The 14,131-nt window shown below is 68.7% G+C and carries 12 protein-coding genes; 7 read left to right on the top strand and 5 right to left on the bottom strand.

Annotated features, from left to right (window positions below; genetic code table 11):
* A partial coding sequence (locus LJE69_RS13240) for a hypothetical protein (RefSeq protein WP_296925786.1) occupies positions 1 to 2,040 on the top strand: 2,040 nt, incomplete at its 5' end.
* Positions 2,037 to 2,468 carry a hypothetical protein gene (locus tag LJE69_RS13235; protein ID WP_296925784.1) on the top strand — a complete coding sequence of 144 codons (432 nt, stop codon included), beginning with the start codon at positions 2,037 to 2,039 and terminating at the stop codon, positions 2,466 to 2,468. The genes LJE69_RS13240 and LJE69_RS13235, both read left to right, overlap by 4 nt.
* A 214-nt stretch (positions 2,469 to 2,682) precedes the next feature.
* On the opposite strand, the gene ileS is transcribed toward LJE69_RS13235, so the two are convergent.
* Positions 2,683 to 5,544: an isoleucine--tRNA ligase gene (gene ileS / locus LJE69_RS13230; RefSeq protein ID WP_296925782.1), complete on the bottom strand. Its 2,862-nt coding sequence runs from the start codon at positions 5,542 to 5,544 to the stop codon at positions 2,683 to 2,685.
* Between the two features lie 107 nt (positions 5,545 to 5,651).
* On the opposite strand from ileS, the gene LJE69_RS13225 reads away from it, so the two are divergent.
* From LJE69_RS13225 to LJE69_RS13215, 3 genes are all read left to right on the top strand, one after another.
* Positions 5,652 to 6,041, top strand: coding sequence for a DUF488 domain-containing protein (locus LJE69_RS13225; protein ID WP_296925780.1), 390 nt, complete (start codon positions 5,652 to 5,654; stop codon positions 6,039 to 6,041).
* Positions 6,042 to 6,297: 256 nt separating this feature from the next.
* The gene (locus LJE69_RS13220) at positions 6,298 to 6,543 is read left to right on the top strand and encodes a hypothetical protein (RefSeq protein WP_296925778.1); all 246 of its coding nucleotides are present in this window, start codon (positions 6,298 to 6,300) and stop codon (positions 6,541 to 6,543) included.
* The gene (locus LJE69_RS13215; protein WP_296925776.1) at positions 6,540 to 7,016 is read left to right on the top strand and encodes a type II toxin-antitoxin system VapC family toxin; all 477 of its coding nucleotides are present in this window, start codon (positions 6,540 to 6,542) and stop codon (positions 7,014 to 7,016) included. Before LJE69_RS13220 ends, LJE69_RS13215 begins: the two co-directional genes overlap by 4 nt.
* A 74-nt stretch (positions 7,017 to 7,090) precedes the next feature.
* Here the strand turns inward: LJE69_RS13215 and feoB are convergent, their stop codons facing one another.
* From feoB to LJE69_RS13195, 4 genes are all read right to left on the bottom strand, one after another.
* Positions 7,091 to 9,469: a Fe(2+) transporter permease subunit FeoB gene (gene feoB, locus LJE69_RS13210; RefSeq protein ID WP_296925774.1), complete on the bottom strand. Its 2,379-nt coding sequence runs from the start codon at positions 9,467 to 9,469 to the stop codon at positions 7,091 to 7,093.
* A gap of 93 nt (positions 9,470 to 9,562) precedes the next feature.
* Entirely contained in the window at positions 9,563 to 9,829 is a 267-nt protein-coding gene (locus LJE69_RS13205) for a ferrous iron transport protein A (protein WP_296925772.1), read from the bottom strand.
* A gap of 235 nt (positions 9,830 to 10,064) precedes the next feature.
* Positions 10,065 to 10,415: a hypothetical protein gene (locus tag LJE69_RS13200; protein WP_296925770.1), complete on the bottom strand. Its 351-nt coding sequence runs from the start codon at positions 10,413 to 10,415 to the stop codon at positions 10,065 to 10,067.
* Positions 10,416 to 10,420: 5 nt separating this feature from the next.
* Positions 10,421 to 10,837 carry a globin domain-containing protein gene (locus tag LJE69_RS13195; RefSeq protein WP_296925768.1) on the bottom strand — a complete coding sequence of 139 codons (417 nt, stop codon included), beginning with the start codon at positions 10,835 to 10,837 and terminating at the stop codon, positions 10,421 to 10,423.
* Positions 10,838 to 11,477: 640 nt separating this feature from the next.
* Here LJE69_RS13195 and LJE69_RS13190 point away from each other — a divergent pair.
* Together LJE69_RS13190 and LJE69_RS13185 are read left to right on the top strand one after the other, a co-directional pair.
* On the top strand, positions 11,478 to 13,445 hold the full coding sequence (locus tag LJE69_RS13190) for an SLC13 family permease (protein ID WP_296925766.1): 1,968 nt from the start codon (positions 11,478 to 11,480) through the stop codon (positions 13,443 to 13,445).
* 107 nt (positions 13,446 to 13,552) lie between these two features.
* Positions 13,553 to 13,912, top strand: a complete 360-nt coding sequence (locus LJE69_RS13185) for a DUF4351 domain-containing protein (RefSeq protein WP_367114679.1) — start codon at positions 13,553 to 13,555, stop codon at positions 13,910 to 13,912.
* The last annotated feature ends 219 nt before the right edge of the window (positions 13,913 to 14,131 follow it).

The raw sequence follows: 14,131 nt of genomic DNA, 5'->3' as shown, positions 1-14,131 counted from the left end.
ACGGGCGGGATTACGGACGCGGCCGGCAATGGCCTCGCGACGGAGTTCACGAGCAGTTTCACGACGGTCTCGACCATCCCGGTGGACCTCAGCACCTGGAGCCAGGAGGGGGCGCCGGCCAACGGTACCTGGACCGTGTCCAGCGATGGTCAGAGCGTGCTGCAGACGGACAACAACGACCCGACCTTCTTCGTGAGCCCGGACCCGGTCATCAACCAGACCGTCACGGGCAAGTTCAAGGTCGAAGCAGCCGGTGCTGGTGACGACGACTTGATCGGCTTCGTCTTCGGCTTCCAGGCGCCGAGCGCGGCGGACGGCGATAACGCCAACGACTTCGACTTCTGGCTGTTCGACTGGAAGCAGGGCACGCAGTCCTACGGCGGCGGCCTCGCCGAGGAGGGCTTTGCGCTGTCGCGGGTGAAGGGCACCATCGCGACGAGCTACTACCTCAACTTCTGGGACCACCCCACCGGCTCGACGACGCTGTGGGACTATCCCGCCGATGGCACCGCCTTCGACACCATCGCCACGGACTACGGCAGCGACCGCGGTTGGGCCGATGACACGGAATACGACTTCACGCTGGAGTACTTCAGCAACCTCATCCGCATCAGCATCCAGAGCGATGGCGATTCGCGCTTTGCCACACCGCAGGTGATCTTCGAGATCACGCCGGACGACGTTTGGGGTACGGGCACGGATCGGACCTTCGTCAACGGCCGCTTCGGCTTCTACAACTTCTCCCAGGCGTACGTGAGCTACACCGGCTTCGTGCAGGAGCTGGAAACGGCGCCGCCCGCGCCGACGCTGAGCGCGGTCTCACCCACGGGTGCGGCGCCGACGCAGGCCCTGACCGTGCACCTGAGCGGGACCGATCTGCAAACCGCGGACACCGTCCTCAGCAGTGACCCGGATGTCGATGCACGCATCCTCAGCGCCAACGCGGACGGCTCCGACCTGGAGGTGGAGCTCAACATCGGCGCCGGCGCCGGCCCCGGCACGGTGGACCTTCAGGTGCAGACTCTCGGCGGGACGACGGCCCCCATCGGCTTCATCGTGGATGATCCGCCGAGCCTGACCAGCATCACGCCCGCCGACGGGTTCCAGGAACAGACGCTGAAGGTGGACTTCGTGGGGACCGGACTCGGTTTCGCGGATGCGGTCATCTCCAGCGACCCGGCCATCACCGGCACCATCACGACCAAGACCGACACGACGGTTACCGCCGTCGTCACGGTGGGCGCCGGCGCCGCGAGCGGCACCGCCTATCTTGGCCTGCACACGCCGGTGGGCGATGCCAGCCTGCCGTTTGAGGTGTTTCCGGCGACGGCGGTGGACTTCACGGACTTCTCCGACCTCTCCGCGCTGACGCTGAACGGCGCCACGGCGACGCTCGGCAACCCGGTGAGTTTCGGCGGGCAGGATGTGCTGCGCCTCACCGATGATTACAACCAGGGCGGCAGTGCCTTCCTCACCGATACCATCGATCTGGAGGTGGGCGGGCTGCCCGCGTCCTTCAGCACGGCGTTTGAGTTCCAGATCACGGACCCCGGCGGCATCAGCGACAGCGATGGAAGCGGCGCCGACGGTCTGGTGTTCGTCGTGCAGACCGTGGCGAGCAGTGTTGGCGGTGGCGGTTCCGGTATCGGTTATGCCGGCATCGATCCGAGCGTCGCGGTGGAGTTCGATACCTTCTACAACAGCGGCACGGACGGTACCGGCAACGAGGTAGGCATCGATCTCAACGGCAGCTTGGCCTCGGTGGCGCGCGCGGCTGTCACGACCCGCATGAACGACGGCGACGTCTGGTACGCCTGGATCGACTACGACGGCGCGAGCGGCGTGCTGGAGGCGCGCCTGTCGCAGACGCCGTTGCGGCCAACGGCGGCCCTGGTCTCGTACAGCATGAACCTGGCAGACGTGCTCGGTGCGTCGCACGCCTATGTGGGCTTCACGTCCGGTACCGCTTTGGCCACCGGCGACCACGACATCCGCGCCTGGAAGCTCCGCAACACCTACGCGCCGTTCGGGGACTGGTGATGTACGCGCCGTCTCTGAGATGCCATCGCCGCCGCGCCGCGTTCCCGGCCGGCCGCAGCACTGCCGCCGTTGCGCTCGCCGCAGTGCTGTGGGCGACGGCCGCACCGGCGGCCGACGACATCGCGGTCACCGCGAACATCGCCCAAGCCCATGTCGGGCAGCCGGCGACCGTCGCCGTGGCAACGGTGCCGGGTGTCGGGCAGGTGTCCGTGGACGCAGAGCGCAACGGCACGGCCTTGACTCTGCACGCCCGCGGCCCGCAGCAGTTGCTCGGCGAAGCCCACACCGTGGTCGGCGTCGGCGTCTCCGCGCTCTACATCCGAACCCCGGGCGGCCTCGGCCGCTTGCTGGTCCAATGGCCGGGCGAAGACGACGGGCAGCGCGTAGGTCAAGCTGAGGAACGAAGCCGGACAAAAGGCCAGCGGTAACCGCCCGCTCGTCGGGCCTCCTGCGTTGGCCCGACTCCCATTACGGCAGCACCGAGCGCGCCGGCGTGGGAGCGCCACTGCCTTTTGTGGCGCGATGGCGGCCGCGCTGCTGCCTGCCGCTTGGCGGTTACTCGGGGCGTGGTGGGCTGCCTTGGCGCCGGTCGCGGCACCTAGAGTGCCGCTCCCACAAGCGCGTCCCGTTCGCGCCGACCCGTTAGGCGAACCGCCGCACCTCGCCGCCGCCGGCCACGTTTTCGACACAGCGCCCACACAATTCCGGGTGCTCGGCGTTGCTGCCGACGTCGTCGCGGTGGTGCCAGCAGCGGGTGCACTTGGTGTGCGGGCTGGCGGTGACCTGCACGGCGAGGCCGGCGAGGTCGGTGTCGGCGGCGCTGTCCGGGCGTTCTTCCAGCGGGTGCACGCGGGCGGCGGAGGTGATGAGCACGAAGCGCAGCTCCTCGCCGAGCCGGCTCAAGGCGCTCGCCAGGTCCGGCGCGCAGTAGAGGTCCACCTCGGCGTCCAGCGCGGCGCCGATCAGGCCTTCCTTGCGGGCCGCCTCCAGGTGCCTGGCCGTAGCGGTGCGGGCGGCGAGCACCTGCGCCCAAAAGTCCCGATCGAAGGGATCGTCCGCGTCCAGCGTGAACAGCCCGTCGTACCAGGCGGCGGTGAAGATGTGCGGGTCGCGCGCGCCCGGGATGTGCTGCCAGATCTCGTCGGCGGTGAAGCTCAGGATGGGCGCGAGCCAGCGGCTCATGGCCTCGACGATGTGGTACATGGCCGTCTGGCAGGAGCGCCGCGCCAGGCTGTCCGCTTGGGTGGTGTACTGGCGGTCCTTGATGACGTCCAGATAGAAGCCACCCATGTCCACGACGCAGAAGTTGTGGATGCGGTGGTAGATCAGGTGGAACTGGTAGTCCGTGTAGGCCGTGATGATCTGCTGCTGGAGCTGCTGCGCGCGGTCCACGGCCCAGCGGTCCAGCTCGATCATGTCCGCGGGCGCGACCAAGTGCTCTGTCGGCTCGAAGCCGTTCAGGTTGGCGAGCAGGAAGCGCGCGGTGTTGCGGATGCGCCGGTAGGCGTCGGCGGTGCGCTTGAGGATCTCGTCGGAGACGGCCATCTCGCCGCGGTAGTCGGTGGCCGCGACCCACAGGCGAATGATGTCGGCGCCGAGGGTCTTCATCACGTCCTGGGGCTTGACCACGTTCCCCAACGACTTGGACATCTTGCGGCCCTGCTGGTCCACGGTGAAGCCGTGGGTGAGCACCTGCTTGTAGGGCGCGCGGTCGTGCATGGCCACCGACGTGAGCAGGCTGGACTGGAACCAGCCGCGGTGCTGGTCCGAGCCCTCCAGGTACAGGTCCGCCGGTGCCGCGAGCCCCGGCCAGCCGCCGTCGGCCTCCGGGCGCTCCAGCACGCAGGCGTGGGTGACGCCGGAGTCGAACCAGACATCCAGCGTGTCCTGGACCTTGGCGTACTCGGCGCCCTCGGCCTCGCCGAGCAGGTCCGCCGGGTGCAGCTCGAACCAGGCGTCGATGCCCTTCTGCTCGATGCGCTCGGCGACCGCTTCCATCAGCTCGGCGCTGCGCGGGTGCAGCGCGCCGGTCTCTTTGTGCACGAACAGCGTGATGGGCACGCCCCAGGTGCGCTGGCGCGAGATGCACCAGTCCGGGCGGTTGCGCACCATGCCGTCGATGCGCGACTCGCCCCAGTCCGGCATCCAGTGCACGTGGCCGATCTCGCGCAGGGCCGCCTCGCGCAGCCCCTGCTGGTCCATGCTGATGAACCACTGCGGCGTGGCGCGGAAGATGATGGGCGTCTTGTGCCGCCAGCAGTGCGGGTAGCTGTGCTGGAAGCGGGCACCCAGCAGCAGGGCGCCGCGGGCCTTGAGCGTCTCGACCACCTGCCCGTTGGCGTCCCAGACCGACTCGCCGGCGAACAGCGGCGTGTCAGGCAGGAAGCGGCCGTCGCCGCCCACCGGGTTGTCCACGGCCAGGTGGTAGCGGCTGCCCACCACGTAGTCCTCCAGACCGTGGCCGGGGGCCGTGTGCACGGCGCCGGTGCCGGCCTCCAGGGTCACGTGCTCGCCGAGGATGATGGGCACCTCGCGATCGTAGAAGGGGTGCTGGAGCTTCAGACCCTCGAAGGCATCGCCGCGGCCATAGGCGATGACCCGGTAGTGCTCGATGCCCCAGCGGTCCATGGTGTCCTTGAGCAGGCCCTCGGCGACAAGCAGGCGCTCGCGGCCGTGCTCCGTCGCGCCCTGACCGTCGGTCTGCACCAGCGCGTATTCCAGTTCCGGGTTCAGGGCCACGGCCTGGTTGGCGGGCAGCGTCCAGGGCGTCGTGGTCCAGATGACCACGGACATGGGGCCGTCACCGTGACCGTCGGGGACGGCGTGGCAGCGGGCCAGCAGCGCCTCCTCGTCCAGTACCTCGAAGCGCACGTCGATGGCCATGGACTCCTTGTCGGCGTATTCCACTTCGGCCTCCGCCAGCGCCGAGCCGCAGTCGATGCACCAGTGCACCGGCTTGCTGCCCTGGTGGATGTGGCCGCGCTCGTAGATGCGTGCGAGCGAGCGGACGATGTCGGCCTCGAAGCGGTAGTCCATGGTCAGATACGGCTTGTCCCAGTCGCCGAGCACACCCAAGCGCTGGAAGTCTTTGCGCTGGCCGTCCACCTGGCGCGCGGCGTAGTCGCGGCAGGCGTGGCGGAACTGGGTCTCGCTGATCTTTTGTCCGGGCTTGCCCTTTTTCTTTTCGACTTGCAACTCGATGGGCAGGCCGTGGCAGTCCCAGCCCGGCACATAGGGCGCGTCCAGGCCGTCGAGGCTGCGGGACTTGACGATGATGTCCTTCAGCACCTTGTTCACGGCATGGCCGATGTGGATCTCGCCGTTGGCATAGGGCGGGCCGTCGTGCAGCACGAAGCGCTCGGCGCCGGCGCGGGCGGCGCGCACCAGGCCGTAGACGTCGGCCGCCTCCCAGCGCTTGAGCATCTCCGGCTCCCGCTGGGCCAGGTTGGCCTTCATGGGGAAGCCGGTCTTCGGGAGGTTCAGGGTGTCTTTGTAGTCGGTCACGGCAGGCTGGTCCGGGGGTGGTACAACGGCACCGTATCGGCGCTCCACGCGGACACGGTCTAGTATCGAATGAGGGTATCAAAGTCCGCGCACACTGGGGGGCTGCCATGCTCAAGACCAAGTGCGTTTACCATGACATTGGGGCCGACGACGGGCTGCGCATCCTCGTGACGCGCTTCCGCGGCCGCGGCATGCCGACTGACCGTTACGACGTCTGGATGGCCAACCTCGGGCCATCGGAGCAACTGCTCCACGCCTTCCTGGAGGAGCGCATCGACTGGCCGGAGTTCAAGCGCCGCTACAAGGCCGAGCTCTGGGCCGACGGCGGCGCGGACGGCGGCAACGCCGTCATCAAAAATCACGGCCAGAAGTTTACCCTGCGGCTCATCAAGCACCTGGCGGAACAGCAGGACGTGACACTCATGTGCCACTGCGAGAACCCCGATCGCTGCCATCGCACGGTGCTGAAGGATGTGATCCTGAGCAGCAAGGTCTGACCTCTCGTAGGTCGGGCCGACGCCAGGAGGCCCGACGTGGCGGCGTCGATGGGTCGTGGCTCGCGGTCGCAGATACCGGCGCGTGTCGCCTACGGGGCCGCCGGCGTTGAATCCGGCCCCGGAGCAGGTTGCCGGCGGCCGGCGGCCGGGGGCGGGCGGCTTTCGCCGGCTCAGCGGGGGCGCGCGAGCGTTGATGGCAATGCTGGCGGCTGCTAGCATCACGCGGCAACGCCCACCCGACCGAGGCTCGACATCCGTGGCTAGCCTGAGCATCCGCAAACTCGACGACGGCACCATGACCCGACTGCGTATCCGCGCCGCCGAGCACGGTATTTCGATGGAAGAGGAAGTCCGCCGCATCATCCAGCAAGCGGTCGCGACGCCGGACCGGCTCGGCGATTTGGCTGTCAACTTGTTCAGCCCGGCCTATGGCGGCGATCTGCTCCCGCTGCCCGAGCGCGAAACGACTGAGCCGCTCGACTTCGACGGAGCGGACGAGTGAGCTTGACGCACGACCCTGCCCAGTCCGTGTCGAGCGACCACATGATCGTCCTGGACACCAACATCGTCTCGGAATTCATGACCTCGCCGCCGGCGCCGCAGGTCAAAGACTGGCTGAACGCGCAGGATGGCGCCAAGCTGTACTTCACGACCGTTTCCATCGGTGAGATCAGCTTCGGATTGCACGCGATGCCCGATGGCAAGCGGCGGGCGTTGCTCGCCGAGCGCTTCGAGCGCTTCCTGGCGCAAGCCTTCAGGTCCCGTGTCTTGGCCTTCGACGAGGCAGCGGCGCGCATCTATGGCGAGCTCCGCGCGACCCGGCGAGCGCTCGGCCGCCCCATGAGCGTGTTCGACGGCCAGATCGCCGCCATCGCGAAGGCCAACGGGAGTGCCTTGGCCACGCGGAACGTCAAGGACTTCGAGGCGTGCGGGGTCGAGCTCATCAACCCCTTCGACGAGGCTCGCGCCGGCTGAGGGGACTCGGCGCGTAGGTCGGGCCGACGCCAGGAGGCCCGACTTGGCGGCTGACGGCGCCCGCGTTGTCGGGGTCAGCCCGCCGCCTCGGCGGGCGCTCCGCCACCGCGCACCTCGCTGCCGCGCCGCGCCCAGGCGCGCAGGCCGAGGATCACGCCCGCCAGCGTCAGCAGCAGGCCGCCCATCCACAGTGACGACGCGAGCGGGTCGCGTGAAAAGGTCGCGGCCTGGTAGAAGAAGCTCGCGGTGATGTAGGCGATGCCGGTGGTCCACGCGCCTACGAACGCGGCCCAGGCGGGGCCGGTCTCACGGACGATGGCGGCGATGGTGGCCACGCAGGGGAAGTACAGCAGCACGAACAACAGGTAAGCGAAGGCCCCGGCGCGGCCGTCGAAGCGCGCCTCCATGGCGCCGAAGGTACCGGCGTGCACGCCCTCCTCGGCGCTGACGCCCGCGCGGTCCGACAGGTCGCCGACGCCGAGCCCCAGCGGGTCGGCCAGGCCGCGACCCAACTCGGCGAGGTTGGCCGGCACCGTGGCCGCGGCGGCGGCCAGCGCCGCGCCGAGGTGAAACGCCGGCTCCGGTGCCGCATCCGCGCCGGCGGCCTGTGCCTCCGCCGCGATGCGCCCATACATGCTGTCCAGCGTGCCGACGATGACCTCTTTGGCGAGCACGCCGGAGAAGACGCCGAGCACCGCGGGCCAGTTGTCCTGTTCGATGCCCATCGGTGCGAACAGCGGCGTCGCGGCGCGGCTGGTGGCGGCGAGGATGGACTGGTCGCTGTCGGTGTCGCCGATGCTGCCGTCGGTGCCGATGGAGCCGAGCAGGTTCAGCGCCACCACCATCATCACGATGACGCGCCCGGCGTCGCGCAGAAAGAGCTTCACCCGGTCCCAGGTGCGCAGCAGCACGCCGCGCGCCGTGGGCATGTGATACGGCGGCAGCTCCATCATGAAGCCGGTGCTGGTCCCGGAGAGCAGGGTGCGCTTCATCACCAGCCCCGTCAGCAGCGCCACGGTGATGCCGGTGAGATAGAGCGCGAACACCACGTTCTGCCCCGAGTGCGGGAAGAAGGCCGCGGCGAACAGCACGTACACCGGCAGCCGCGCGCCGCAGGACATGAAGGGGTTCATCAGGATGGTGAGCTTGCGCTCGCGCTCGCTCTCCAGTGTGCGCGTGGCCATCACCGCCGGCACGTTGCAGCCGAAGCCGACGATGAGCGGCACGAAGGCCTTGCCCGGCAGGCCGATGGAGCGCATGGCCCGGTCCATGACGAAGGCGGCGCGCGCCATGTAGCCCGAGTCCTCCAGCGCGGACAAGAAGATGTACAGGCTGGCGATGATCGGAATGAACGTGGCCACCACCGTGAGGCCGCCGCCGATGCCGTCGGCGAGCACGAGCTTGAGCAGCTCCGGCGCGCCGAGGCTGGTCAGCAGCGCCCCGAGGCCGTCCACGAACAGCGCGCTCGCGGTACCGTCGAAAAAGTCGATGAAGGCGCCGCCGACGTTGATGGTGAAGACGAACATCAAGTACATCACCGCCAGGAACAGTGGGATGCCCCAGATGCGGCTGAGCACGACCCGGTCGATGGCGTCCGACATGTTCCGCCCGACCCGACCGCGCTGGTGAATGGCGCCCTGGGCCAGTGCGTGGGCGTGGCCGAAGCGGGTGTCGGCGATGTACAGGTCCGCGTCCTCGCCGGCGCGCTCGCCGATGGCTGCGCGCCAGTGTGCCGCCTGGCCCAGGAGCTCTGCATTGGCGAGGTCGCGTGCCGCGTCGTCGTCTTCCAGCAGCTTCAGCGCCAGCCAGCGCGCGTTGCCGTCGGCGCCCAGGGCGTGGAAGCCTGCCGCCAGCTCGCTCACCGCCTGGTCGACGCATTCCTCGTGCGCCAGTGGGAAGCCGCCGCGCTCGTGCCCGTCCGCCACCGCCAGGGCGCGCGCGTCGAGCTCCGTGATGCCCTGCTTGGAGACGGCCACCACCGGCACCACCGGGCAGCCCAGGCGCTCGGCGAGTTGCGCGGTGTCGATCTCGATGCCGCGCTTGGCGGCCACATCCATCATGTTCAGCGCGACGACGATGGGCACGCCCATCTCCAGGAGCTGCACCGTGAAATACAGGTTGCGCTCCAGGTTGGCGGCATCGAGCACGTTGACGATGAGGTCCGCATCGTGGGAGAGCAGGTAGTCGCGGGTCACCCGCTCGTCCAGCGAGTCGGCGTCCAGCGAGTAGATGCCCGGCAGGTCCACGACCCGCACCGCACGGCCGTCCAGCTCGCAGCGCCCCTCGCGGCGCTCCACGGTGACACCCGGCCAATTGCCGGTGGTCTGGCGGATGCCGGTGAGCGCGTTGAACAGCGCCGACTTGCCGCAGTTGGGATTGCCGGCGAGGGCGAAGGTGAGCGCGCCCGGCGGTCCGGCGGCGGCGCCGGTTGAAGTTTGCGAGTGGCAGCTCATGGGCGGCTCAGCGGTTGATCAGTGGACAGGACGCCGGCGCGGGGCGCGTTCACGCTACGGGTGAGAATCCGCCCAGCTCGTGCTCGGCGTCGCTCAAGGTCGTGCGTCGTCGCTGCGCGGAGCATCCATTTCCGGCGCGCCGGTCACCGGCAGCACCAGCAGCTTCTCGACGATGCCGCCGCCCAGCGCAATGCGGCTGGCCCCAGTGGCCACCACGAGACCGCGTCCGCGCCGGTGCTCGACCCGCAGCTCACTGCCCACGCGCAGGCCGAGCGCCCCGAGCTTGCGCTGCAAGTGGCGCCCGCCGCGGATCTCGGCGAGCCGTGCGGCGGTGCCCAGCGGCAGGGCATCCAGGCGCATGGGCTCACGAAGGGATTCATGACGGGTATCACGAAGGGACTGCTGCATCTTGGACGGCAACGCTCGCAGGCGGTCAAATAGGAACGATTCTTGTTGATGCTACTGCGCCGGCGCGCTCGGCGTCGCAGCAGCCGACGGGCGGGGCCGCTGAACTGCTGACGGAGGTGGACGGTTTCGGCTGCTCGGTGAAAGCCCCGTGGCCGAAATCGGGGCAACTGGGCAAGCCCTCTGGCAATCAGGCGGCCGCTTGCTCCAGTCCGCAGAGTCCGCGCGCCGCCCAGGCGGCATCACGCGTGAAATGCACGACCAGTGCCAGATCCGGGTAGGCACCGCGCAGCCGCTTGTAGAGCCGCGCGCGCAGCGCATCCTGGCTTTCCGCGTCCAGGTCCGTGGCGTCGTCCGTGGCGTCGTCTACCAGCCCCACCAGGTGCACATGCGGGCGGCCGCCGTGCAGCCGCGCGCGCAGGCGATGCCCAGCCAGTGACAGCTCACGGAGCACGTCCGCCACTACCTGCTCCGTGACGGTGCGCAGTCGGCGCGGAAACGGCATGAACGAGGCCGCCGGCAGGAGAGCGGTGGGCGGCACGCCATTTAGTGCAGGGCCTCCGCCGCGCCCTGACGCATCGTGTCCGCGAGCTGCCGGTAGACCTCGAGCCAGGCGGCGCGGACGTCGGGGGTGAAGCGCTCGCCCAGCGCCGCGGCGAAGCTGTCCAGCAGCACCCCGGCGAATTTCTCGTAATCGGCGTTCTCGACGCCATAGCCCGCGTGCCGCGCGCCGACGGCCTTGATGAGCGGTATCACCGGGTCGCGATTCTCCAGCGAGCTCACCACGGTGTTGAGCATGGTGACGAAGAGGCCCGTCTGGCGGTCGATGTCGCCCTTGAACAGCGGGCGCAGCTCGGGGTGGCGCTGAAACAGCCGGTCATAGAAGCCGGTGCAGACCTGTTTGCGCATCGGGACGATCTCGGCCCAGGAATCGCGGACCAGTGCGGCGGTTTGCGGGTTCATGATCTGGCTATGATTGCCGCGTTGCTTCGCGTTGCCGGCGCCGCCGGACGCGGTGCTGCTGTGTCGGTCAAGCGCCGATACTACGGCGAGCGCCGCCCGGCATTCAACGCCGCGCGGCCCGACGGCGGCGCGACTGTGCAAGTACTGCTCGCAGTGCCGACATCGACCTACGCCCTTGTAGGAGCGGCACTCTCGGTGCCGCGACCGGCGGCAGAGCAGCACACCACGCCCCGAGCAACCGCCAAGCGGCAAGCAGTCGCGCGGCCGCAATCGCGCCACAAAAAGCAGTGGCGCTCCCACGCCGACGCGCCCGGAGCAGCCCTTCTTGAGAGGTCGGGCCGGGGCGGCGCAAACCGACGATGGGCGCCGCCAAGCCTTTGATCGTCGGATTACGCTATCGCCAACCCGGTCTCGGCCGAATACTTGCCCGGTCTAAGGTCCCCAGGGCGGCGACAAGATCAGCGCATGCTCAAGTTATGATCAACCGAGCCGCCGCGGTCCTGCATCCTCGGCGGCAGGCACGAGCTGAACGAGTGTAGCCCTGGCCCATGGCCCGGGGACGCGCCACAGGACGAGCCCCAGCGACACTTGGCCCGGCACAGGGCCCCGAACCAGCCGCACCACGCGCGAGGCCAACTCCATGTCCGCGTTCTTCCGGCACCTCAGTCTGCGCGAGCTCGCCGCCGCTGCCTTCGCGATCTTCGCCCTCTGGATGGCCGGCCAGGTGCCGTCGGTGGAGATCGCCTGGGTCATCGCGCTGTTGACGCTGACGATTTATCTCTTCGCCTTCGAGGTGGTGAGCGTGGACGTGGCCGCCATCACCATCATGGTGCTGCTGGGGCTGTCCACGCTGTTCGCGCCGCTGATGGGGCTCGAGGCCGGCCTGGTGCCCATGAAGCAGCTCTACGAGGGCTTCTCGTCCAACGCCGTCATATCGATCATCGCGGTGATGATCATCGGCGCCGGGCTCGACAAGACCGGCATCATGACGCGGGTGGCGGGCTTCATCATGCGCATCGGCGGCAGCAGCGAGGCGCGCATCATCCCGCTGATATCCGGCACCGTCGGCGGCATCTCGTCGTTCATGCAGAACGTGGGCGCCGCGGCGCTGTTCCTGCCGGTGGTGAGCCGCATTTCCGCCCGCACCCGGCTGCCCATGAGCCGGCTTCTGATGCCCATGGGCTTCTGCGCCATCCTCGGTGGCACCATCACCATGGTGGGCTCCAGCCCCCTGATCCTGCTCAACGACCTGCTGCTGACCCTGAACCAGGCGCTGCCGGCGGGCGAGGCGCCGATGCGGACCTTCCGGCTCTTCGACGTCGCCCCGGTTGGCATCGCGCTGCTGCTTACGGGCATCGTCTACTTCGTGCTGTTCGGGCGCTTCGTGCTGCCGTCGCGCGGCACCGAGCTCATCGAGGCGTCCGATCCGAGCCAGTACTACGGCGAGACCTACGGCTTCAGCGACTTCAGCGTGCACGAGGTGCGCGTGCCGCCGGGCAGCCCGCTGGTGGGCACCAGCGTGGACGGCATGGAGCGGCGCTGGCACGTGCGCGCCGTTGCCATCGAGAAGGGCGACGGCGTGCGGCTCGGCGCTGCCGGCGTCGATCGCAGCCTGGGCATCGAGGCCGGCACCTTCCTCGGGCTGCTGGGTGGTAAGGAGCAGTTCGACACCTTCGCCGCCGAGAATGGCGTCGAGGTGCGCCCCGAGGCCGAGGTCTTCGCCGAGGCGCTGTCACCCGCCAAGGCGGGCATCGCCGAGATCGTCATTCCGCCCGGCTCCAAGCTGGTCGGCAAGTCCGCCCGCGACGTCTGGATGCGCAAGGTCTATGGCCTGTCCGTGCTCGCCATCCGCCGCGGCGACGAGACCCTCACCTTCCGCACCGGCGGCGTGCGCGACATGCCCTTCAAGCCCGGCGACGCCCTGGTGGTGCACACCACCTGGCTGGACCTGACACGCATCGAAAAGGACCGCGACTTCGTCGTCGTCACCACCGAATACCCGCACGAGGAACTGCGCCCGCACAAGGTGCCCATGGCGCTGCTGTTCTTCGCCATTACCCTGGCCCTGGTGCTGATCGGGCACGTCATGCTGTCGGTGGCGCTTCTGACCGGCGCGCTCGGCATGATCCTCACCGGCGTGCTGTCCATCGAAGAAGCCTACGAGGCGGTGAGCTGGAAGACCGTCTTCCTGCTCGCATCACTCATTCCGCTCGGACTCGCCGTGGAAAGCAGCGGCACCGCCATCTGGATCGCGGACCAGACCCTCGCCGCCCTCGGCCACCTGCCCGACTGGGTCATTCAGGCCGCGGTGGCCGTGCTGGCCACCTTCTTCACCTTGATCATGTCCAACGTCGGCGCCACCGTCCTGCTGGTGCCGCTGGCGGTCAACATCGCCTACGGCATCGGCGCCAGCCCCGCCGTCTTCGCGCTGACCGTCGCCATCGCCACCTCCAATTCCTTCCTCATCCCCACCCACCAGGTCAACGCCCTCATCATGGGCCCCGGCGGCTACCGCGTCCCCGACTACATGAAAGCCGGCGGCATCATGACCGTCCTCTTCCTCATCGTCTCCCTCGCCATGCTCAACCTTGTCTTCTGGTCGGCCTGAGGGAGATGGAGAGAGGGAGATAGGGCCAGGTCTCACATTGCACACTGCCACAATGAGCGGAAGCGGTCCTGACATGTACACACGGCTCGCCACGCAATGCGTCCGAGATGCCGCACTCGGGCCGAGCGCGGCCGATCCGCGCGGCACCGTCAGTCCTCAACGCCAAGGGAGCCCCGACGTCAAGACCGACCGCGAGATCTGCACCCTGCTCGGCGTCGATGCCGAGACCCTGGCGATCCTCAAAGAACTGGTGGCCCTCGGCCGCGAAAAAGGGCCGCCAGGAGGGTCGCAGGGCGGAATCCGGTGCCTTGCCGGGCCGCCTGGTCAAGCGTCCCTGCGGCGCGCTGCCCGCAGCGCTGAGCGAGCGTTTCGAGCAACTGCCGCTCGCGCGCCTCGGAGCCCTTGTCGAGGCCATTCTGGATCTGGGCGACGTGGAGGGCCTTGAGGAGTGGCTCCGCCGGCTTTGAGCTTGAGCTATTCCATCTCCAGAACGACGGCGATGACTTCGGGAGGATCGGGGTCACCAGGTCCTGCAATCACGCATGGGTTGCGGCCGAGCTCCGCGAGGATCAAAGCGCGGGAAGCCGGGATAGACCCCGAGGTGCCCGCAAAACATCTGTCGCCTGGACAGAGGATTATATGCGTGTCGAGGCCCCAGACGCCGCGTGCCCGGCATCGAGCCGGGC

This window comes from Thiohalocapsa sp. (assembly GCF_022340605.1).
Taxonomy (GTDB): Bacteria; Pseudomonadota; Gammaproteobacteria; order Chromatiales; family Chromatiaceae; genus Thiohalocapsa.
Note: the sequence above shows the minus strand (reverse complement) of the source record. Positions and strands in the feature narration are given on the sequence as shown.

Coding starts and splice junctions, on each gene's coding strand:
- LJE69_RS13195 (WP_296925768.1), bottom strand. CDS start 10,837: ATGAACCCGCAAACCGCCGCACTGGTCCGCGATTCCTGGGCCGAGATC.
- LJE69_RS13205 (WP_296925772.1), bottom strand. CDS start 9,829: ATGCGCCTGGATGCCCTGCCGCTGGGCACCGCCGCACGGCTCGCCGAG.
- feoB (WP_296925774.1), bottom strand. CDS start 9,469: ATGAGCTGCCACTCGCAAACTTCAACCGGCGCCGCCGCCGGACCGCCG.
- LJE69_RS13185 (WP_367114679.1), top strand. CDS start 13,553: ATGCCGCACTCGGGCCGAGCGCGGCCGATCCGCGCGGCACCGTCAGTC.
- LJE69_RS13225 (WP_296925780.1), top strand. CDS start 5,652: ATGCTCAAGACCAAGTGCGTTTACCATGACATTGGGGCCGACGACGGG.
- LJE69_RS13190 (WP_296925766.1), top strand. CDS start 11,478: ATGTCCGCGTTCTTCCGGCACCTCAGTCTGCGCGAGCTCGCCGCCGCT.